Origin of the sequence: Leifsonia stereocauli (assembly GCF_038432415.1) — a bacterium.
GTDB classification, from domain to species: domain Bacteria; phylum Actinomycetota; class Actinomycetes; order Actinomycetales; family Microbacteriaceae; genus Orlajensenia; species Orlajensenia stereocauli.
Genome location: NZ_JBCAUN010000002.1, coordinates 143,320 through 163,658, shown reverse-complemented (window position 1 = coordinate 163,658; position 20,339 = coordinate 143,320). Strand labels below are relative to the sequence as shown.

The following is a 20,339-nucleotide window of genomic DNA, read 5'->3' as shown; positions in this document are numbered from 1 at the left end:
GTCAGCCCTCGGTGAAGGCCATGCGGAAGATGCCCCGCGCGCGCTCCGCGACGTGGGCGCGGTCGTCGGCATCCGTCTTCGCCAACAGGAAGGCGAGCATGCCGATGGCGAGCATCACGTCTTCGGTGGTGACCTGCTCGCGGATGCGGCCCGAGGCCCGATCGCGGATGACCAGGGCGTCGACCAGCGTCGTCATGCGGCTCGCAAGGTGCTCGGCGCGTTCGTCGTGGCGCGCAGCCGACGTGAGTTCGATGAGTGCCGTCGAGCTCATGGCCTGCTCGGCGATGCCGTCGAAGAGGTCGACGAGGGTGCTGCCGGATGCCGCGGCCAGGGCCTCGAGCTGGGCGATGTTGTCGTCGAACACGGCCACGCCGAGGGCGATCCGATCGGGGAAGTGTCGATAGAGGCTGCCCTGGCCCACCCCGGCACGGCGGGCGACGGCGCTGAGAGGTGCGTCGAGCCCGGACTCCGCGAAGACCTCGCGGGCGGCCTTGATCAGTGCGGCCCGATTGGCAGGTCCGGCGCTGGGTCCGCGGTTTGCTTTCGAATTCTCGGGCACAGGTGTTAGCGTACAACCGGACAACGTAGTCCGGTTCGGATCCACGGCCCGCACCCCCGCGCCTACCCGGCAGAACAGAAGGAAACATCAGCATGAGCACCCCCGCACCCCTCACCGGCGACTCCTCCATCAAGACCTGGCTCGAGCACCCCGTCGGCGGCCCCATCCTGCGGGAGATGCTCGCGCAGTCCGGACAGGATGCCGACGTTCTGAAGCCCGTGCACCGCCTGGCACTCAAGCGCCTCATGAAACTCAGCAAGGGACAGTTCTCGCAGGAAGCCGTCGACGCACTCGTGGCGCGCGCCGCTGCCGGAGACGTTCCCGCCGGGGCGACGGATGCTGCTCCTGCGGCGCGCGCCGGTGCTGCGGCATCCGTCACCACCGACACCGAGGAGGTCGTGCCCGTCGTCGAAGCTCCCGAGTGGATCGAGAAGGTGACCGGCGGACGCTTCGCCGGTCAGACCGTCATCGTCACCGGCGCCGGTTCCGGCATCGGTCGCGCCACCGCCTCCCGCGTCGCCCGTGAGGGTGGCCGCGTGATCGCCGTCGATATCTCGCAGGAGCGTCTCGACGAGTTCGCGGCCGACCACGCCGATGCCGAGATCGTCGTGGTGTCCGGTGACATCACCGATGACGAGGCCATCGCGGCCATCGTCGAGGCAGCGGGCGACCGCATCGACGGCCTGGCCAACATCGCCGGAATCATGGACGACATGACGCCAGTCGGCGAGGTCACCGACGCCGTGTGGGACCGCGTGTTCCACATCAACGTCACCGGAACGATGAAGCTCACCCGCGCGGTCATCCCCGCGATGCTCGCGCAGGCGAAGGGCTCGATCGTGAACACGGCGTCGGAGGCAGCCCTCCGCGGCTCGGCCGCAGGCGTCGCCTACACGGCGTCGAAGCACGCCGTGGCCGGCATCACCAAGTCGAGCGCGTTCATGTACGGCCCGAGCGGCATCCGCGTGAACGCCGTCGCCCCCGGTCCCACGATCACGAACATCGAGGCGTCATTCGCCTCTCCGCTCGGCGCATCACGCGTGCAGTTGGCGATGACCCTGTTGCCGGATGCCGCAGAGGCCGAGGCGCTCGCCGCCTCGATCACGTTCCTGCTCAGCGACGACGGCGTGAACGTCAACGGCGTCATCCTCCCGTCGGACGGCGGCTGGTCGGTCGCGTAGCGGTTGCAGGCGCTTCGGGCGGTCGCTGCGCACCGAGGGCTCACCCGCAGCTCGCGCAGAGTTCCCGCCGGATCCACTCCGCCGCGGAACCCTGCTCGAGAGCGCCGGTCCGGATGCCGCTCGTGAACGTGATCGCCGACTCGGTGAGGCGTCCGTCGGCCGAGTCGGGGGCGTCGCGCCCCGCGTGCACCGAGAGCCAGCGTGTCAGCGGTGCCCCGAGTCGCGCGCTCACAGCGACGAGCCCGGCGAAGTGCCGTGCCTGGCCGTCGGTGCCGTCATCGAGGTGTCGTCGGAAACCTCGCCCATGGAACACGTTGCGCCCGCCGAGCCCGGCGTCGATGAACCACAGTGGCCCTGTGCGCACCCCGCCGGCCACGGAGCCCAGCTCGACCAGGAAGCGTCGTGACGAGTGCCCTGCCGTCGCGAGCCGGTCCGCTGTCTCGGCGAGTGCGGCGCAGGCATCCATCCCTCCAGCCTAGGGAACTAGCGCCCCCTACTCCGCCGTGGCCGCCTTGCGTTCACGGAACGCGATCATGTTCATCCGGCTGCCGCAGCGCACGGTGCAGAAGCGCTTCGATCTGTTCCGTGACAGATCGAGGATGAGCCCGGTGCAGTTGTCGGCCTCGCAGACGCGCAGGCGCTGCATCTCGTCCATGCGGATGACGTCCATCAGCGCGACGGCCGCCTCGACCCGCATCCGCTCGCCCAGAGGGGCGTCGTTCGAGGTGGCGTGAAGGTGCCAGTCGATGTCGTCGTGCCTGGCGAGGTAGGGCAGAGCGTTGGCCTCACGGAGCATGCGGTTCACCTCGACCACGGCGTCGTCCCGGTCCAGGGTCCAGAGATGCCTGATCTGCGCTCGGGTGTCGAGCACGTCGAGGCGCTCGGCCTCGTCTCCGTCGATGCGTCCGGTGAACGGATACTGCTGCAGGAGTGCCGCCAATTCCTCGACGGTTCCGAGCTCCTCCAGGTCGCTGCGGGAGGCGCCGGCCGCGGTGTTCCCGAGCTCGACGGCGAACTCGAGCGCCACGACGGTGTCATGGGCAAACTGCATGTTGACTCCTAACGAGGGTCGGAGTAGCGTTATGGGCTAACAACAGTTTAGTCCTAACGCAGCGTCGATTCCGGCGGGGCGGGTGATCGACGGAGGCATCGTGAGAATATCGTCCACAGCATCCGGTCTGGCGATCGCCGTGCTCGCCGCGGCCTCCTTCGGCACCTCGGGCGTGCTCATGAAGCCGCTCCTGGAGGCCGGCTGGTCTCCGGCTGCTGCCGTCACCGCCCGGGCCATCGGCGGCGCGATCATCCTGCTGCCCATCACCCTGATGGCACTGCGCGGCCGCTGGAACGCACTCTGGCGTGCCCGTTGGCGCGTGCTCATCATGGGCGTCGTCGGTGTGGCCTCCACGCAGTTCTTCTACTTCGCTGCCATTCGCACGGTGCCGGTCTCGACGGCGATCCTCATCGAGCTGCTCGCGCCGCTCCTCCTGGTGGCGGTGGTCTGGGCGAGGACGCTCCGGATGCCGCGGCCCCTCGTGCTCGCGGGCTCGGGGCTGGCGATCGTCGGCCTCGTGATGGTCATCGGCCCCGGCTCCATCGGTGCGCCAGACCCGATCGGCCTGCTGTTCTCCGTGCTCGCCATGGTGGCCTGCGCCGTCTACTTCGTGATCGCCGCGCGCCCGAGCGACGGCCTGCCGCCTGTCGCCTTCGCCGGGGTCGGCCTGGTCATCGGCGCTCTCACCCTGAGCCTGCTCGCGCTCGTCGGCGTGCTCCCGTTCACAGCCACCTTCGGCGACCTGCCGTTGTTCGGCGCGGCGCTGCCGTGGTGGGTGCCACTCGTGTTCGTCGCAGTCGTGAGCACGGCGCTCGCGTACGTCGCTGGCATCACCGCAGCGGAGTCGCTCGGTTCGAGGTTGGCGTCGTTCGCCGGACTGCTCGAGGTGGTGTTCGCCGCACTCTTCGCGTGGATCCTGCTGGGCGAGCAACTCCAGCCGCTGCAGTTGCTGGGCGGCGCACTCATCCTCGGGGGCATCGCCGCGGTGAAGGCGGCGGAGCCTGCGGAGGGTCCGGTCGACCTGCCGCTCGCCGAGGCCCGGACGGAGTCCGCGGCCGAAGTTCCCGCTCGCTGAGGGCCGAGCGAAGCGACCGCCCGGCCCTCCCGCTCGCTGAGGGCCGAGCGAAGCGACCGCCCGGCCCTCCCGCTCGCTGAGGGCCGCGCGAAGCGACCGCCCGAAGCGCACACCTCCGGTGAGGCCGCGCCGCTGGGCCACGCATCGACCGCGCACTCCGTCCTTCCCTCAGCGAGCGAGGGGGGTCAGGCGCCCCGCACCGTCGCCGCGAACGCCGCGGCGCGCACGCGGAGTCCCAGCATCCGTTCCTCCCGCGCAGCCTCGACATCGAACCCGATGTAGGCGACGGGCGGCTTCTTGCGCACGTTCGTCGAGCACTCGAAATCGGCGCAGACGAGGGTGCCTGCGGTGTCGCCGTTGCGTCCGGCCGGGCCCGCGAGGCGTGCGCCGAAGAACACGACGTCGTTGGGCAGGGTCACGTCCTGGCACCACGAGCACTGCGCCCGCTTCTGCGGCGAGGCCTTGGCCTGCTGCAGCATCACGCCGACGAGCTCGGTGCCAGGGTCTCCGTCGGGCCCGCCGATGTCGGGCACCACGATGTAGGCCCGACGGGCGATCCTGCGGTCGCGCCAGCCGAGGAAGTCGAGGCGATCCCAATCGAGCTGGTCGAAATCGGCAGGCAGGGTGATGTCGGTGGTCTCCTTGCGCGAGGCGTTCACGAAGCTCGCACGGATGGTCTTCTCGCTGATGGGCAGCATGGTTCTTCTCCAGTGATGGGCTCGCGCGTCGACGTCTCAGTGACGGATGCGGCGGGCGGGGTTCGTTCGAGTGAGGGAGGGGTAGCGACTACCTGCCGCCGGCGGGTGAAGCGCCGACGACCTCCCGACGCCCCGAGGGCAGTGCGAACGAACCGGAGGAACTCATGCGGCCAGCCTACGCCCGGCCGGTGGGCGGATCCTGAGGGATCGGCTCGCAGACAGCGCGGGACGCTCTCGGAGCGGGTGCCGGCGGCGCGGATGCGGCAGGATCGGGAGCATGACGACCATCACCGTGCTGAGCGGCCACGGGGACTACGCCGACCCGTGGCATCCGTTCGCCGAGACCTCGCAGCGCCTTGCGGCAGTGCTGGCGCCTCTCGGCGAGGTGACCGTGCGCGATGACGTCGAGGTGGCGCTCGCCGGATTGACGGCGACGGACGCCCGTCCCGACCTGCTCGTGTTCAACATCAGCCGCAATGAGGGTGTCGAGTTCTCCGCTCCGTCCGAGTCTGCGCAGACCGGACTCCTCGCCCACCTCGCCGACGGGCGACCGCTGCTGGCCGTGCACTCGGCGTCGCGGGCCTTCGCCGACTGGCCGGCGTGGTCGGTGATGCTGGGCGGGCACTGGGAGGACGGACTCACGTTCCACCCGGATCGGGGAGCTGCGCACATCGTGCCGACGGCTCTGACTGGCGAGATCCTCGGCCAGGGCCGGCCGTTCGACACGGTGGACGAGCGCTACACGGCGCTCGTCCTCGAGCCGGGTGCGCAGACACTCGCGACGCACGAGCACGGCGGCTCCGAGCATCCGTTGGCCTGGTTGACCACCTTCGGCGATGCAGAGGTCATCTACAGCGCCCTCGGTCACGATGCCGAGGCCTATGCGTCAGCGGATGCCGCGGTCTTCCTCCGCGCTGCCGCCGCCTGGCTGCTGCGGGAGCAGGCACCGGTCACCCGGGCGGAGCGATCCCCACGCTGACAGGCCCGAGCACGACGTCGACCAGGCGTTCGGCCGTGCCCGGCGTGATCGGGGAGCGGCTGAGCATGCGCACGACGAGCGGACCCATGAGAGCCTCGCCGATCTCCTGCACCGGCGCATCGTCACGGATCTCGGATGCCGCGATGGCGGCCTCGAAGCGCTCCACGAGGGCCGACGTGGCGCCCATGCTCGCGTAGAGGCGCCGCCCCACGTCGGGGTTCTCGGCTGCTGCGGCGATGAGCGAGAGGATGAGCGACTCGCCGATCGGCTGGGCGACGAGCTCGAAGATCTCGTCGAGCCAGGTGACGAGGTCGGCGCGGATGTCGCCGGTGTTCGGCGGCCCCAGGCGGTTGGGCAGCAGCATCCCCTCGAGCAGGCAGTCAGCGACCAGTGCGCTCTTCGAGGGCCACCAACGGTAGATGGTCTGCTTGCCGACGCCGGCTTCGTGCGCCACTCCCTCGATGGTCAGGTGGTCGTAGCCGCGCGCTGCGAAGAGGCGTGCCGTCGCCTCGAGAATGGCGCGGCGGGCCGCCTCACTGCGGACGGCTCCGCGACGTTGCTCGGACATCCTCACATCGTATTCCCAATCAGCGAGACGAACCGTTGCGTATTATCAGCTGAGGCTTTCGAGAGGCGAACCAACACATGGCTGAACTCCTGTACCGCTTGGGCAAGTTCGCGGCACGTCGCGCGTGGACCGTGATCGTCGCGTGGGTTCTCGTGATCGTCGTCGCGGGCATCGGCTTCGCCGTCGGCTACAAGGGCCTCTCGTCGAGCTTCGACATCCCCGGAACGGCATCAGGAGCCGTCACCGACGAGCTGCAGGAGAAGCTGCCCGACTTCAGCGGCGCAGCGGGCACCGTGGTCTTCGAGACCACCGACGGCTCGGAATTCACCGACGAGCAGAAGACCGAGATCTCCGCTCTGGTGACGGATGCCGCGGACCTGCCCGACGTGGCGAAGGTCGTGGACCCCTTCGAGACCGAGACGGAGCGCGCCACCCAGGAGCAGCAGCTCGCAGACGGCCGCACCCAGATCGCCGACGGCAGCGCGCAGATCGAGGCAGGCCAGACGCAGCTCGACGCCGGACAGGCTCAGCTCGACGCCGGCCAGGCGCAGCTCGACGCCGCCCGCCAGCAGGCCGATGCGGCCGGCGCTCCCGCCGAGCAGATCGCAGCCCTCGACGCCCAGCAGGCGACTCTCGACGCCCAGCAGGCCGAACTCGACGCGCAGCAGGCGAAGGTCGACGGCTCGCGCGATGAGATCGAGGCGCAGACCACCAAGCTCGACAACGGCGCCACCCTCATGGAGCTGTCGAAGGACATCCGCGTCGTGTCGGAGGACGGCTCGACAGCCCTCGTGAACGTCGCGTTCACGGAGCCCCGCCTCGAGCTCTCCGAGGGCTCGAAGCAGGCCGTGATCGACCACTTCGAGTCTGAACCGATCGACGGCGTCGAGGTCTCGTTCTCCACGGACATCGCCCAGGGCACGCCCTCCATCGTCGGCATCGGCGAGATCGTCGGCGTCGTCTTCGCCGCCATCGTGCTGCTGGTCATGCTCGGCTCGGTCATCGCTGCGGCGCTACCGCTCGTGACCGCCATCGTCGGCGTCGCCATCGGCGCGCTCGGCTCCCTGGCGTTCTCGGGTGTCGTGCAGATGGCATCCGTCACCCCGGTTCTCGGCCTCATGCTCGGTCTTGCCGTGGGAATCGACTACTCGCTCTTCATCATCAACAGGCACCGCAAGCAGCTGCTGCAGGGTGCAGAACCACACGAGTCCGTCGGTCTCGCGAACGGCACCGCCGGTAACGCCGTCGTCTTCGCGGGCACGACGGTGATCGTCGCGCTGTTCGCCCTGAACATCACCGGTGTTCCGTTCCTCGGCCTCATGGGCACCGTCGGCGCCATCAGCGTGGCGATCGCCGTGCTCATCGCCACGAGCCTGACGCCCGCGATCCTCGGCCTGCTCGGCACCCGCATCCTGAACCGACGTGCCCGCGCCCGCATCGGCGAGGAGCACCATGAGGACACGAAGGCGAAGCCGATGAAGACCTGGCGAGCCGTCGTGACGGTGCTGGCCACGGCCGCGGCCCTGCTCACCATCGCCATCCCGGCGCTCTCGATGCGCGTCGGCCTGCCCGATGGCTCGTCGGAGCCCGTCGAGTCAGCGTCGTACCAGGCGTTCACCACGACGGAGGAGCAGTTCGGCGCCGGAGCCACCGGACCGCTGCTCGTCACAGCCCAGCTTCCTTCCGGCCTCGACGACGACCAGGTGTTGCAGGCGCAGGTCGACGTGGCCCAGAAGCTCGCCGACCAGGACGACGTGGTGGCCGTCGCCCCCATCGCCGTCTCGGACGACAACCGCCTCGCGGCGTTCCAGGTGGTGCCTGCGGAGGGCCCGAACAGCGTCTCGACCGAGGAGCTCGTGGTCGCCCTGCGCGAGCTCGAGCCGATCGACGACACCATCACGCTCGGCGTCGCCGGTCAGGCCGCCATCAACATCGACATCTCGGCGAACCTCGCCGCCGTGCTGCCGCTCTACCTCGGGGTCGTCGTGGGCCTCTCGCTGCTCATCATGATCCTGGTGTTCCGCTCGATCCTCGTGCCGCTCATCGCGACGGGCGGCTTCATCCTGTCGTTGTTCGCCACCTTCGGCGCGGTCGTGGCGGTCTTCCAGTGGGGGTGGGGGGCGGATGCTCTCGGCATCCACACCGGACCGATCCTGAGCTTCCTGCCGGTCATCCTCACCGGCATCCTGTTCGGGCTGGCGATGGACTACCAGCTGTTCCTGGCCTCCGGCATGCGCGAGGCCTACGTGCACGGTGCTCCTGCACGCCTGGCCGTCGCGCGCGGCTTCAGGGCCGGCCGGGCGGTCGTCACAGCCGCGGGCCTCATCATGGTCTCGGTTTTCGGAGGGTTCATATTCTCGGAGTCGACCATGATCCGCTCGATCGGCTTCGGTCTCGCCCTGGGCGTGCTCCTCGACGCCTTCGTCGTGCGGATGCTGCTGATGCCCGCCCTCATGCACCTGCTCGGGGAGTCCGCCTGGTGGCTGCCGCGTTGGCTCGACAAGATCCTGCCGAACGTCGACGTGGAGGGCGCGGCCCTCGAGCGTCGTCACCACCCGAGCTGACTCCGGCAGCTCACGTCGCAACTCGCCGCCACTCGGCGGGGTTCCGGTGGCTCGGCGGGGGTTCCTGCACCCGCCGGAGCACTCGAACCCCGCCGAGTCGGAGCGCATCCATTCCCCGCCAGCCCCAGCCTCAGCCTCAGCCGAGCCGGGTCGCCCGCACCACCACGTCGCGGAGAGCCACGGTGCCGTGGCCCGGCGCGTTCACGGTGCGATCCAGCTCCTCGGCGCTCTCGATATGCCAGGTCGCCGGGTCGAGCCGGTCCGTGATCACGGCCGCCGTCACCGTCGCCTCCTCCGGCGGGTGGTGTCCGTTCGCCGTGGTCGTCGACCCGTGCAGGTGCCCGACGATCAGCAGCGTGCCGCCGGGCGCGACCCACGTGCCGATGCGCGCGTAGAAGTCGAGCTGCGGGATGGTCGGGTGCGCGTAGTTCGTCGTGACGAGGTCGAACTGCACCGGCGGCTCCCACGTGGTGAGGTCGGCTTCGACCCAGGTCACGTTCCGGGTGACGGATGCCGCCTCCGCGCGAACCGCGGCCTGAGCCAGTGCGCTAGCGGAGATATCGGCGCCTGTCACGGTCCAGCCGTGCTCAGCGAGCCACACGGCCTCGGCACCGGTGCCGCAGCCGGCATCGAGGGCCATGCCAGCACTGAGCCCCGCCGTCCCGCGCGAGATGTACGGGTTGGGCGCGCTGGAAGGAGCGGCATCCGTCGCCGAAACCGAGACGGCATCGGGTCGCTCGTGCCAGTGCTGTTCCCAGTAGTCCCTGTCGAAGTCGTGGCTCATGGTCTCGATCGTGCGCTGCGGCCGCAACCCGCGCAACCTCGCTTGCCGAAGTGGCAAGGGGGCGGAAGGGTCAGTCAGAGACGACGGCCGGCTGGTCCGCCTGTTCCGCGACCGCCTTCTTCTCGCGTCGCTCGCTGCGGTCCTGGCGGATGCAGCTGATGAGGAGTACCAGCGTCAGTGCCCACACGATGGACTGGATCGCCACGGCTGCTGGAGCGGGGTCGGTGCCCGTTGCCGACTTGGTCGACAGGGAATCGCTCGAGACGTAGAGCGAGAAGTCAGTGAGGGCGTGCAGCGCCATGCCCACCCAGAGCCGGCCGGTGGCTCGGAAGACCCCGTAGTAGGCGGCGCCGCCGACGATGAGAACAGTCACTTGGAAGGCGATGAAGCCGACGGACAGTCCGGCGATGACGCTGCCCGTGACGTGCGCGAAACCGAAGAGCACCGAGGTCACGAGCAGGGTGACGGTCTCGCCATGATGCCCGCGCAGGCTCGTGCGCAGAATGCCGCGGAAGTACAGCTCCTCGCCGAAGCCCACCATCGCCGTGCTGATGGCAACGAGGAGCAACGTGAGCAGAGTGCGCTGGGTCCAGTCCACCTGCGTGAGCGTGACGAGCGGCTGAGCGAGCATCAGCACGGGGAAGGCGAGCATCCACCAGCGCCGCGGCCGCGCCTCGAACGCGGCAGGAGTGCGCCAGACGTCTCTCGTCCAGCCTGCGCGCCGCACGAACCACACGCCGGCGACGATCATCACGGCCAGCGGCAGGAAGTGCGAGAGAGCGAAGTCGAAGCCCTCGTCCCCGGTCGGGAACAACGCCACGAGAGCGTTGCCGATCACGGCGGCGAAGAGCACGTAGACGATCACCGCGACGAGCCCGATCCAGAAGCGCCGCGGAAGCTCGCGCGGCTCGGTGCTCGCGGCATCCGTCACGGCGCCGGTCTCGGCAGATGTCATGCAGATGCCTCGATCGGCGACAGGCGAGAGGTCACGGCGCACTCCAAGCGGGTTGATGAGAAGCGGATGGATGTCTCGAACCTACCGGTCGCTCGTGCCCCTCGCGCCTCGTTTCACCGACGGGTAGCGTCGGGCAGGACGGCGAGCGGAGGAGGGTCCATGATCGTCGGGTTGATCGTCGCGTGCGAGATCGGCTTCTGGGTCGCCGTCGTGTCGGGCCTCGTGGCCAGGTACGTCCTGAGGATGCCGCGACTGGGCCTCGTGCTGCTCGCTGCGGCTCCGGCCATCGACGTGGTGCTGCTCATCGCCACGGCCGTGCACCTGAAGAGCGGTGCAGAGGCGGAGTGGGCCCACGGCCTGGCGGCGTTGTACATCGGCTTCTCGGTCGCCTACGGACACCGCCTCATCGCCTGGGCCGACAGGCGCTTCGCCCAGCGCTTCGCCGGTGGCGAGCCTGCGCCGAAGCTCACGGGCACGGCGTACACCCGGAAGTGCTGGGCCGATGTGGCGCGCACAGTGCTGGGAGCGGGCATCGCTGCGGCCATCCTGTTCGGGCTCACCTGGTGGGTCGACGACCCGGGGCGCACTCTCGAGTTGCAGAGCTGGTACCCGATCCTCCTGCTCGTCGTCGGCATCGACACGGCCTGGGCGATCAGCTACACGCTGTGGCCGCGCAAAGCCGGCCCCGCGGCATCCGCCTCGCCTTCGGGCATGTGAGCGCCTGCTCGCATCTGCGCCCGACCGCGCCGGATGCCGCGCCCGCGCGTCCGGTGCGACTCGGCGATCTCCGAGCGGCCACAGGTGGTGACGCCCGCCTCAGATGCGGTCGTAGAGCGTGAACGGGTTCTCGATGGCCCGCACGATCGAGCCCAGGAAGCGCGCCGCGTAGCCGCCGTCGCAGACCCGGTGGTCGAACACGAGCGACAGCTGCACGATGCGCCGCGGAACGATCGCACCATCGACGACCCAGGGGCGCTCGATCATGCGACCGACGCCCAGGATGGCGACCTCGGGGTAATTGATGATGGCGGCGGATCCGTCGACGCCGAGGCTGCCGTAGTTGTTGAGCGTGAAGGTCGACCCGGTGAGTTCGGCTGGGGCGGCCGTGCCGGAGCGGGCGCTGTCGGCGAGGCGACGGATGTGCGTGTCGAGCTCAGCGATCGACTGGCGCTCGGCGTGCCGGAGCACGGGCACGAGCAGGCCGCGCGGAGTGTCGGCGGCGACGCCGAGGTTCACGCCGTCGTACTGCACCAGCTCCGTTCCGTCGTCGCTGAGCCGCCCGCAGAGCACGGGGTGCTCCGCCAGGGCGAGCAGCACGTACTTCGCCACGAACGCGGTGAGCGACGGCCTGGCGTTCCCCATCGACTGCCGCAGCTGCCAGAGCGCCGTCGCGTCGACGTCGACCCAGACCGTGGCCTCCGGGATCTCGGAGCGGCTGCGCGCGAGCTTCGCGGCGACGGTACGGCGCAGCGTCCCGAGCGGCTCGCGTCGCACGATCTCGAGGTCGTCCGGGCCGTCGTCAGCACCGTGGGCCGGCGCGACGTGGCCGGCGTCGAGCACGTCCGAGCGACGGATGATGCCGTCGGGCGCAGCGGGACGGATGGTGTGCAGGTCGATGCCGCGACTCCTGGCGAGGCTGCGCACGATCGGGGAGCGCACCGGAACGGGTCCGCTCGGTCGGTCGACGCTCTCGGTCGGAGGGATCGCGGGGGTCAGGGGGGTCGTCGCGCGTGGGGCTGTTTCGGCGGCTGGGGCTGACTGCGCCCGGCGGCGGGTGCGTCCCCGGGCATGGTGGTCTGTCGTCCCGTAGCCGATGAGAACGTTGCCCGATCCACCGCGCTCCTCGACGCGGTGGGCCTCGTGCTCTGATCCAGCGGGCGCGGATGCAGCCTCGGTCGCACCGGCATCCATGACCTCGAGGAACGGCGAACCCACGGCGAGAGTCTGGCCCTCCTCACCGTGCAGGGCTGCGACGGTGCCCGCGAACGGCGAGGGGACCTCGACGATGCTCTTGGCGGTCTCCACCTCGGCGATCGGCTGGTCGACTGCCACCTCGTCTCCGACGGCGACGATCCAGCGGACGAGCTCGGCCTCGGTCAGACCCTCGCCGAGGTCGGGCAGGCAGAAGACGCGCGTGGCCATCAGGCGTCCCAGTTGAGGGTGTCGACGGCGTCGAGCACGCGGTCGACGTCGGGAAGGTAGTACCGCTCGAGCTTCGGCGGCGCGAACGGGACGTCGAACCCCGTCACTCGGCGCACCGGCGCCTCGAGCCAGGAGAAGCACCGCTCCGACACCCGCGCGGCGATCTCCGACGAGACGCTCGCGAAGCCCGGAGCCTCGGCGATCACGACGGCGCGGCCGGTGGAGCGAACGGCCGCATCGACGGTGGCATCGTCATAGGGCGTGAGACTGCGCAGATCCACCACCTGGAGGCTGCGCCCTTCCTCCTCGGCGGCGTCGGCCGCGGCCAGGGCTATCGGCACCGAGGTCCCGTAGGCGATGAGGGTGGCGTCGGTTCCGGCACGGATCACGTGTGCGGCCCCGATCGGGACCTCCAGCGAGGTGTCGACCTCGCCCTTCGCCCAGTACAGCTTCTTGGGTTCGAGGAAGACCACCGGATCGGGACTGCGGATCGCGGAGCGCAGCAGGCTGTAGGCATCCTGTGGGGTGGCCGGGGCCACCACCAGCAGCCCGGGTGTGTGCACGTAGTAGGACTCCGAGGAATCGCAGTGGTGCTCGACCCCTCCGATGCCTCCGCCGTACGGGATGCGGATGACCACGGGCATTCGCACCCGGCCGCGCGTGCGGTTGCCCATCTTGGCCACGTGGCTGACGACCTGCTCGAAGGCCGGATAGGCGAAGGCGTCGAACTGCATCTCGACGACAGGACGCATCCCGTTCATCGCCATCCCGACCGCCATGCCCATGATGCCGGCCTCGGCGAGGGGGGTGTCGAAGCAGCGGCGCTCGCCGAAGCGCGCGGTGAGCCCGTCGGTCACGCGGAAGACGCCGCCGAGGGCGCCCACGTCCTCGCCGAACACGAGAACGCTGTCGTCGTCGGCCATGGCGTCGGCGAGAGCCCGGTTCACGGCAGCGGCCATCGTCATGGTCTCGCGGCTGGCGGATGCGGCCATCGGCCTGTCCTGGATCATCGTCATGCCCGCGCCTCCTGGCCGGTGCGCCCCAACTCGCCGTCGAGCAGCGCGGACTGCTCCTCGAGCTGGGGGGTGCGGGTCGCGTAGACGAAACGGAACAGGTCTTCCGGATCGAGTTGCGCGTCGGTGTTGAGGGCGTCGCGCAGGGTCGCGGCGATCTCGTCGGCAGCGGCGGTGAAGGCCGCTTCGGACTCGTCCGTGAGCAGCCCGTCCCGGCGGAGGTGGGTGCGCAGCCGGAGGAGCGGGTCGCGGTCGGCCCAGGCGCGCACCTCGGAACTGTCGCGGTAGCGGGTGTCGTCGTCGGCGTTGGTGTGGGCCTGCATCCTGTACGTGTGCGCCTCGACGAGCGTCGGCCCTCCGCCGGTGCGGGCACGATCCACTGCGGTCCCGAGCACGGCGAGGAGTGCGGCCAGGTCGTTGCCGTCCACCCGCTCGCCGGGCATCCCGTAGCCGATCGCCTTGTGTGCGAGCGATTCGGCTGCGCTCTGGCGGGAGAGCGGCACCGAGATGGCGAAGCCGTTGTTCTGCACGAAGAAGACCACCGGGAGGTGGAACACGGCCGCGAAGTTGAGCGCCTCGTGGAAGTCGCCCTCGCTGGTGGCCCCATCGCCGCACATGGCGAGGACGACGGTGTTCTCGCCCTTGAGGACTGCGGCGTGGGCGAAGCCGACGGCGTGGAGCAACTGCGTGGCGAGGGGCGTCGCCTGTGGGGCCACGTTGTGCACGTGCGGGTCGTAGCCGCCGTGCCAGTCCCCCTTCAGCATGAGCGTCGCCTCGGCCGGTTCCACGCCCTTCAGCAGCACGGCCACCGTGTCCCGGTAGGTCGGGAACAGCCAGTCGTCGGCATCGAGAACCCGTACTGCCGCGACCTGACAGGCCTCCTGGCCGTGGGAGGAGGGGTAGACCGCGAGGCGGCCCTGGCGCACCAACGCGTTGCACTGGTCGTTCACACGGCGTCCGATGACGAGCGAGCGGTAGCCGTCGACCAGATCGTCAGGCGCCGGCGTCGGGTAGTACGAGTCCGCGCTGTGGGCACCGGTCGCGTCGACCAGCTGCACAGGGGTCTCCCGAGGGAGGAAGTCGGTCATTCAGTCTCCGTTGACGTGATGGACGCTCTGTCGTTCAGGATGCGCTTTCCCCCCACAAGTCACAAGCCGAGCGAGTCACGCTGGACTTTCTGCTCTCAGAACCTCGATACTCGCTACGATCAGTCTGACGCCGACCCGCAGAACGAGGAGCCGTAGCCCATGGAGCTGGACGATCTGGACCACCGCATCCTGCAGGAACTGCGCAGGGACGGCCGGGCGTCGGTGAGTGCCATCGCGGCGACCACCCACATCTCTCGCGCGAACGCGTACGTCAGGGTCAACCGTCTGGTCGAGTCCAAGGTGATCCAGGGGTTCGGCGCCCGGGTCGACCCGGTGCTCTCCGGGCAGCACTCCTCGGCGTACGTCACCCTCACTCTCGACCAGACGGCCTGGCAGGATACTCGCGAGCGGCTGTCGCAGATCGCCGAAGTCGAACACATCGCCCTGGTCGGCGGCGACTTCGACGCCATACTGCTGGTGCGTGCTCGCAACAACGGCGACCTCCGGCGCGTCGTCCTCGAGGAGCTGCAGGCCATCCCGGGGGTGCGCTCGACCAAGACGGCGCTCATCTTCGAGGACTTCGACGCGATCTGAGCGGGTCGGAGCGCTGCTCGTTTCACCCGGTCGTGATCCGGGCCGCACAGCGGTGACCCATCGCGCCGGCTCATGCCGTCATATACTGTCTGAACGATCGGTCACTAAATAGTGAGACGATCCGATCACCGCGACGCAACGAAGCCGACACCGATGGGAGCGAGCATGCCCGAGGCCCTTCTCGTCGTGGAGCTGCTGCCGTGAGCGTCGCCGTCGAATACCTCGAGGACCGCGTCGTGGCCACGCTCGACCGGCCGGAGCGTCGCAATGCGATCGGCCAGGACACCATCGACGCACTGCACACTCTCTGCGCCGAACTGGAGCGGCATCCGCGCGTCCTGATCATCTCGGGCGCCGGCGGCGTGTTCGCCTCGGGCGCGGACATCGCCGAACTGCGCGAGCGGCGAGCTGCCGATGCCCGTGCCGGCATCAACGCCCACGCCTTCATCCGCATCGCCAGGCTCGACCTCCCGGTCATCGCGGCCGTCGACGGCTACGCGCTCGGCGGCGGGGCCGAACTCGCCTACGCCGCCGACGTGCGCATTGCCTCGACGACGGCGCGGTTCGGCAATCCCGAGACCGGGCTCGGCATCATCGCCGCCGCCGGGGCCTCCTGGCGGCTGCCCGAGATCGTCGGGCAGGCCCGGGCGAGCGAGCTTCTGCTCACCGGCCGCATCATCGATGCCCCCGAGGCGCTCGCGATCGGCCTGGTCTCGTCATTGCACGACCCGGCTGACCTGCTCGGGGCCGCACACGCCATCGCCGACAGCATCTCCGCGCACGACCGCGCCGCCACCATCGCGATGAAGCGCGCCATCGCCGCGCCCCGTGACGGTCATCCCGAGATCGACCTCGAGTTGCAGGCCGTGCTCTTCGAGAGCCCGGAGAAGGAGCGCCGCATGACGGACTTCCTCGAGCGGCGCAAGCGATGAGCGCCACCCCGGGCCTCCCCGGCGTCGTCGGCGTGCTCGGCGGCGGGCGCATGGGTGCCGGCATCGCCCATGCCTTCGTGCTGGCCGGATGCCGCGTCGTCGTGGTCGAGCGCGACGACGCCGCGGCCGAGGCCGCTGCCGACCGCATCCTCGCCTCCCTCGACGCGAGCGTGGCGCGCGGCGTGACGACGTCACCGCTGCCCATGCTGGCGGCTGCAGTCAGCTCCACGACCGATGCCGCGGCCTTCGCCGATGCCGGCCTCGTGATCGAAGCCGTGCCGGAGGACTTCGACCTGAAGCGCACGGCGCTCCGTCGCGTCGAGACCGTGGTCGCGCCCGGCGCCGCCATCGCGAGCAACACCTCGTCCATCTCGATCGACGCGCTCGCCGACGAGCTCGAACGCCCCGCACGCTTCATCGGACTGCACTTCTTCAATCCGGTGCCGGCGTCGAGGCTGGTCGAGATCGTGGTCGGAACGGCCACGGATGCCGCCCTCGCCTCCCGCGCCGTCGACTGGGTGGGCGCGCTCGGAAAGTCCGCGGTCACGGTGCGCGACGCCCCGGGCTTCGCGTCGTCGCGTCTCGGTGTCGCGCTCGGCCTCGAGGCGATCCGCCTGCTCGAGGACGGCGTTGCGTCGGCCGCCGACATCGACGCCGCGATGACCCTCGGGTACCGGCATCCGGTCGGCCCGCTCGAGACCACCGACCTCGTCGGACTCGACGTGCGGCTCGGGATCGCCGAATACCTGCATGGCCAGCTCGGACCTCGCTTCGAACCGCCCGCGCTGCTGCGCCGCCTCGTCGCAGAGGGCAAGCTCGGCCGAAAGACCGGCGAGGGCTTCTACGCCTGGACCGACGGAGAGAAGGAGATCCGATGACCGCCATCCTGCCGAGTTTCGTGAATGGAGCGTGGTGGACGCCCGCCAGCGCCGACGGAGCGACGGCGGTACGCGACGCGTCGACAGGGGAGACTGTCACGCAGGTCTCGACCGCTGGGCTCGACCTCGCGGCCGCTCTCGAGTACGCCCGCACCACCGGGCAGACCGGCTTGGGTGCGCTCACCTTCCACCAGCGCGCCGTGCTGCTCAAGCAGATGGCGCTCGCCCTCACCGAGCGGAAGGCCGAGCTCTACGAGATCTCGGCGCGCACCGGCGCGACGAAGGCCGACTCCTGGGTCGACATCGACGGCGGCATCGGGGTGCTCTTCACCTACTCGTCGAAGGGTCGTCGCGAGCTGCCGAATACGCAGGTCTACGTCGATGGCGCCGTCGAGCAGCTCTCGAAGGACGGCTCGTTCCTCGGGCGGCACATCTACACCCGCCTGCCCGGCGTCGCCGTGCAGATCAACGCGTTCAACTTCCCGGTGTGGGGTTCGCTCGAGAAGTTCGCTCCGGCGTTCCTCGCCGGCGTACCGTCGCTGGTGAAGCCCGCCACGCCGACCGGGTACCTCGCGGAGGCGTTCGTCCGCATCCTCGACGAGTCGGGCCTGCTGCCCGCCGGGTCGCTGCAGCTCGTCTCCGGCAGCGTTCCCGACCTGTTCGATCACCTGCGACTCGGAGACCTCGTCGCATTCACGGGCAGCGCGTCGACCGCTGAACGCCTGCGCTCCCACGACTCGGTGCAGACCGGCGGGGTGCGGTTCACGAGTGAGACCGACTCCATCAACGCCTCCATCCTCGGAACGGATGCCGGTGCCGGCACGCCCGAGTTCGACGCCTACGTGCGCCAGCTCGTCTCGGAGCTGACCGCGAAGGCCGGACAGAAGTGCACCGCCATCCGCCGGGCGATCGTGCCTGCGGCATCCGTCGATGCGGTGATCGATGCCGTGCGCTCTCGCATCGTCGAGCGCGTCGTCGTCGGCGATCCGCGCACCGGTGGCGTGACAATGGGCCCGCTCGCCTCGCTCGAGCAGCGCGATGAGGTGCTGCGACAGGTCGGGCGCCTCGTCGAGGCCGGCGGCGAGCTGGTGATCGGCACCGGTGCGGCCGACCCGGGACCCGGAGCGTTCGTCTCCCCGATGCTGCTGCGCTTCGAGGACACGACGGATGACGCCGTCCACTCGATCGAGGCCTTCGGGCCGGTGTCGTCGATCATCGGCTACGAGAGCCTCGACGAGGCGGCCCAGCTGGTGGCGCGCGGGGGTGGATCGCTGGTGACGAGCATCGCCACCCACGACACGGCCATCGCCGCCGAGCTGGCCGGGCGCATCTCCGCCTTCAACGGGCGCGTGCTGCTGCTCGACCGCGACGACGCGCGGTCTTCGACCGGGCACGGTTCCCCGCTTCCCCAACTCGTGCACGGTGGACCGGGACGAGCAGGCGGTGGGGAGGAGCTCGGCGGAATCCGCGCGGTGCTGCACCACATGCAGCGCACGGCCGTCCAGGGTTCTCCCGAGATGCTGACCGCGCTGACGGGCATCTGGCATGCTGGGGCCGCGTCACGGTCGGGCGGGCGGCATCCGTTCCGGAAGAGCCTGGCCGAGCTCGTCATCGGCGACCAGGTGGTGTCGGGCTCGCGCGTGGTGAGCCTCGACGATATCGAGACCTTCGCCCGATTCACCGGCGACACCTTCTACGCCCACATGGACGAGGAGGCCGCGGCGGCCAACCCCTTCTTCCCCGGGCGCGTCGCCCATGGGTACCTGCTCGTGTCGTGGGCGGCCGGCCTCTTCGTCGACCCCGAGCCCGGTCCCGTGCTCGCCAACTCCGGGTTGGAGAACCTGCGCTTCGTCACGCCGGTATCGCCGGGTGACTCGATCCGCGTCGAGCTCACCGCCAAGCAGATCACCCCGCGCGAGACCGACGACTACGGAGAGGTTCGCTGGGACGCCGTGCTGCGCAACCAGGACGACGAGCTGGTCGCCAGTTACGACGTGCTGACCCTCGTCGCCAAGGAGCCGGTCGCGGCCTAGTGGTCGGATGCCGCCTCGCCGACGGATGCGTGTGCCGACAGGTCTGCGGCCACGGACCAGGCGATGTCGGCGGATGCGTCCGGTCGGCGGTGTTCAGGCGCGCTGGCGCAGACCGTCGAGTGCGACCGCCACGACGTCGGACGCGAGCTGGTCGGCATCCTCGGGCCCGCCAGGGCGATACCACTCGACGATCGAGTTGATCATCCCGAACAGCAGGCGCTCGACGACCCGCACGTCGATGTCGGCGCGCAGTGAGCCCTCATCGCGTGCCCTGCCCACGAGCTCGGTCACTGATCGGTCGAAGGCGCGCCTGCGGGCCAACGCTCGCCGCTCCACGTCGGTGTTCCCGCGCACGCGCAACAGCAGCGTGACGAAGGGGAGCTCATCGACGAGCACGTGCACGGCGCCGCGGAGCACGAGCTCGAGGCGATCCGCCGCGCTGGTCGCCGCGGCATCCGCGGAGACGAGCACCCCTTCCAGGGCGCTGAGCGCGCGGTCCAGTGCGGTCTCCAGGAGGGCGTCCTTCGACGAGAAGTGGTGGTAGATCGCCGACTTCGAGATGCCGAGGCGCTCGGCCAGTACCGCGATGGACGTCGCGTCGTAGCCGTATTCGTTGAACGCGGCGACGGCGACGTCGAGCACGGCCGCCTGGTCGTAACCGGGGCGTCCGCGGCGGGCGGCTGCGGGCCGGCTCTCGGTGTCGCTCGTCATCACGTTCCAGTGTGGCACGTGGTGACCGAACGGTCGGTCACCACTGTGTCGCTGGTGCTCTCAGCCTGCTTCGGGTCCGTCGGCGTCGGCGGCGGTTCCGGTGCCGGTTCGGCGGGTCGATATCGACCGCCCTCTGAACTCTGCGACGGCCGTGCCGTCGTCTGCCACGACGGAGACGTCGTACAGCCCGGTGCGGCCCGTCCGCACGAGGCGCCGAGCGGTGGCGATGAGCGTCTGGCCCGCTCGGGTCGACGCCAGGAAGGTGATGTCGGCGCCGGCCGCCACCGTGACCGATTCGTCTTCATTGCAGGCGATGGCGAAGGCGGTGTCGGCGAGGGCGAACACCAGTCCGCCGTGGGTGATGCCGAATCCGTTGGTCATGTCGTCGCGCACGAGCATCGAGACCACGGCCAGACCTGGCTCATCGCGCTGCACGACCATGCCGAGCGCGGCCGAGGCGCGATCACGCTCCATCATCACCCGGGAAGGCGGTGCGCCGGCATCCGTCATGGCTCTCCTCGTCGTGCTGGGCCG

The 20,339-nt window shown here is 69.9% G+C and carries 21 protein-coding genes; 9 read left to right on the top strand and 12 right to left on the bottom strand.

The window, feature by feature from the left end:
- Window position 1: 1 nt before the first annotated feature.
- Window positions 2–559, bottom strand: a complete 558-nt coding sequence (locus AADV74_RS09655) for a TetR/AcrR family transcriptional regulator (protein ID WP_342113481.1) — start codon at window positions 557–559, stop codon at window positions 2–4.
- Window positions 560–651: 92 nt separating this feature from the next.
- On the opposite strand from AADV74_RS09655, the gene AADV74_RS09650 reads away from it, so the two are divergent.
- Window positions 652–1,740 carry an SDR family NAD(P)-dependent oxidoreductase gene (locus AADV74_RS09650; RefSeq protein WP_342113479.1) on the top strand — a complete coding sequence of 363 codons (1,089 nt, stop codon included), beginning with the start codon at window positions 652–654 and terminating at the stop codon, window positions 1,738–1,740.
- A 40-nt stretch (window positions 1,741–1,780) separates the two neighbouring features.
- On the opposite strand, the gene AADV74_RS09645 is transcribed toward AADV74_RS09650, so the two are convergent.
- Together AADV74_RS09645 and AADV74_RS09640 are read right to left on the bottom strand one after the other, a co-directional pair.
- Window positions 1,781–2,206, bottom strand: a complete 426-nt coding sequence (locus tag AADV74_RS09645) for a hypothetical protein (protein WP_342113477.1) — start codon at window positions 2,204–2,206, stop codon at window positions 1,781–1,783.
- A gap of 27 nt (window positions 2,207–2,233) precedes the next feature.
- Window positions 2,234–2,791 carry a CGNR zinc finger domain-containing protein gene (locus AADV74_RS09640; protein WP_342113475.1) on the bottom strand — a complete coding sequence of 186 codons (558 nt, stop codon included), beginning with the start codon at window positions 2,789–2,791 and terminating at the stop codon, window positions 2,234–2,236.
- 100 nt (window positions 2,792–2,891) lie between these two features.
- On the opposite strand from AADV74_RS09640, the gene AADV74_RS09635 reads away from it, so the two are divergent.
- Window positions 2,892–3,866, top strand: a complete 975-nt coding sequence (locus tag AADV74_RS09635) for an EamA family transporter (protein WP_342113473.1) — start codon at window positions 2,892–2,894, stop codon at window positions 3,864–3,866.
- A 185-nt stretch (window positions 3,867–4,051) separates the two neighbouring features.
- Here AADV74_RS09635 and AADV74_RS09630 read toward each other — a convergent pair whose 3' ends face one another.
- Window positions 4,052–4,564 (bottom strand): FBP domain-containing protein, encoded by a 513-nt coding sequence (locus tag AADV74_RS09630; protein WP_342113471.1) that lies wholly within the window; start codon window positions 4,562–4,564, stop codon window positions 4,052–4,054.
- A 277-nt stretch (window positions 4,565–4,841) separates the two neighbouring features.
- Here AADV74_RS09630 and AADV74_RS09625 point away from each other — a divergent pair, with 277 nt between their 5' ends.
- Complete coding sequence (locus tag AADV74_RS09625) at window positions 4,842–5,543, top strand: ThuA domain-containing protein (RefSeq protein ID WP_342113468.1); 702 nt, start codon at window positions 4,842–4,844, stop codon at window positions 5,541–5,543.
- On the opposite strand, the gene AADV74_RS09620 is transcribed toward AADV74_RS09625, so the two are convergent.
- Complete coding sequence (locus AADV74_RS09620) at window positions 5,515–6,111, bottom strand: TetR/AcrR family transcriptional regulator (protein ID WP_342113466.1); 597 nt, start codon at window positions 6,109–6,111, stop codon at window positions 5,515–5,517. The two genes, AADV74_RS09625 and AADV74_RS09620, sit on opposite strands and share 29 nt — an antisense overlap.
- Before the next feature lie 77 nt (window positions 6,112–6,188).
- Between AADV74_RS09620 and AADV74_RS09615 the strand changes: the two genes are divergently transcribed.
- Window positions 6,189–8,675 (top strand): MMPL family transporter, encoded by a 2,487-nt coding sequence (locus AADV74_RS09615; RefSeq protein ID WP_342113464.1) that lies wholly within the window; start codon window positions 6,189–6,191, stop codon window positions 8,673–8,675.
- A gap of 136 nt (window positions 8,676–8,811) precedes the next feature.
- Here the strand turns inward: AADV74_RS09615 and AADV74_RS09610 are convergent, their stop codons facing one another.
- Window positions 8,812–9,459 carry a class I SAM-dependent methyltransferase gene (locus tag AADV74_RS09610; protein WP_342113462.1) on the bottom strand — a complete coding sequence of 216 codons (648 nt, stop codon included), beginning with the start codon at window positions 9,457–9,459 and terminating at the stop codon, window positions 8,812–8,814.
- 70 nt (window positions 9,460–9,529) lie between these two features.
- Window positions 9,530–10,414 (bottom strand): CPBP family intramembrane glutamic endopeptidase, encoded by an 885-nt coding sequence (locus tag AADV74_RS09605; RefSeq protein WP_342113460.1) that lies wholly within the window; start codon window positions 10,412–10,414, stop codon window positions 9,530–9,532.
- A 159-nt stretch (window positions 10,415–10,573) separates the two neighbouring features.
- On the opposite strand from AADV74_RS09605, the gene AADV74_RS09600 reads away from it, so the two are divergent.
- On the top strand, window positions 10,574–11,131 hold the full coding sequence (locus tag AADV74_RS09600; RefSeq protein ID WP_342113458.1) for a hypothetical protein: 558 nt from the start codon (window positions 10,574–10,576) through the stop codon (window positions 11,129–11,131).
- A 99-nt stretch (window positions 11,132–11,230) separates the two neighbouring features.
- Here AADV74_RS09600 and AADV74_RS09595 read toward each other — a convergent pair whose 3' ends face one another.
- The 3 genes from AADV74_RS09595 to pdhA are packed head-to-tail and all read right to left on the bottom strand — an operon-like array spanning window position 11,231 to window position 14,657.
- The gene (locus AADV74_RS09595) at window positions 11,231–12,556 is read right to left on the bottom strand and encodes a dihydrolipoamide acetyltransferase family protein (protein ID WP_342113456.1); all 1,326 of its coding nucleotides are present in this window, start codon (window positions 12,554–12,556) and stop codon (window positions 11,231–11,233) included.
- Entirely contained in the window at window positions 12,556–13,572 is a 1,017-nt protein-coding gene (locus tag AADV74_RS09590; protein WP_342113454.1) for an alpha-ketoacid dehydrogenase subunit beta, read from the bottom strand. The genes AADV74_RS09595 and AADV74_RS09590 overlap by 1 nt, the downstream gene beginning before the upstream one ends.
- The gene (pdhA, locus tag AADV74_RS09585; RefSeq protein WP_342113452.1) at window positions 13,569–14,657 is read right to left on the bottom strand and encodes a pyruvate dehydrogenase (acetyl-transferring) E1 component subunit alpha; all 1,089 of its coding nucleotides are present in this window, start codon (window positions 14,655–14,657) and stop codon (window positions 13,569–13,571) included. Before pdhA ends, AADV74_RS09590 begins: the two co-directional genes overlap by 4 nt.
- Window positions 14,658–14,816: 159 nt before the next feature.
- On the opposite strand from pdhA, the gene AADV74_RS09580 reads away from it, so the two are divergent.
- The 4 genes from AADV74_RS09580 (at window position 14,817) to paaZ (ending at window position 19,094) form a co-directional block, all read left to right on the top strand.
- Window positions 14,817–15,251, top strand: a complete 435-nt coding sequence (locus tag AADV74_RS09580; RefSeq protein ID WP_342113450.1) for an Lrp/AsnC family transcriptional regulator — start codon at window positions 14,817–14,819, stop codon at window positions 15,249–15,251.
- 200 nt (window positions 15,252–15,451) lie between these two features.
- Window positions 15,452–16,183, top strand: a complete 732-nt coding sequence (locus AADV74_RS09575; protein WP_342113448.1) for an enoyl-CoA hydratase/isomerase family protein — start codon at window positions 15,452–15,454, stop codon at window positions 16,181–16,183.
- The gene (locus AADV74_RS09570; RefSeq protein ID WP_342113446.1) at window positions 16,180–17,061 is read left to right on the top strand and encodes a 3-hydroxyacyl-CoA dehydrogenase family protein; all 882 of its coding nucleotides are present in this window, start codon (window positions 16,180–16,182) and stop codon (window positions 17,059–17,061) included. The genes AADV74_RS09575 and AADV74_RS09570 overlap by 4 nt, the downstream gene beginning before the upstream one ends.
- The gene (paaZ, locus tag AADV74_RS09565; RefSeq protein ID WP_342113443.1) at window positions 17,058–19,094 is read left to right on the top strand and encodes a phenylacetic acid degradation bifunctional protein PaaZ; all 2,037 of its coding nucleotides are present in this window, start codon (window positions 17,058–17,060) and stop codon (window positions 19,092–19,094) included. Before AADV74_RS09570 ends, paaZ begins: the two co-directional genes overlap by 4 nt.
- Before the next feature lie 93 nt (window positions 19,095–19,187).
- Here the strand turns inward: paaZ and AADV74_RS09560 are convergent, their stop codons facing one another.
- Both AADV74_RS09560 and paaI read right to left on the bottom strand, forming a co-directional pair.
- Entirely contained in the window at window positions 19,188–19,805 is a 618-nt protein-coding gene (locus tag AADV74_RS09560) for a TetR/AcrR family transcriptional regulator (protein WP_342113442.1), read from the bottom strand.
- A 60-nt stretch (window positions 19,806–19,865) separates the two neighbouring features.
- Window positions 19,866–20,315 (bottom strand): hydroxyphenylacetyl-CoA thioesterase PaaI, encoded by a 450-nt coding sequence (gene paaI / locus AADV74_RS09555; protein WP_342113440.1) that lies wholly within the window; start codon window positions 20,313–20,315, stop codon window positions 19,866–19,868.
- Between the last annotated feature and the right edge of the window lie 24 nt (window positions 20,316–20,339).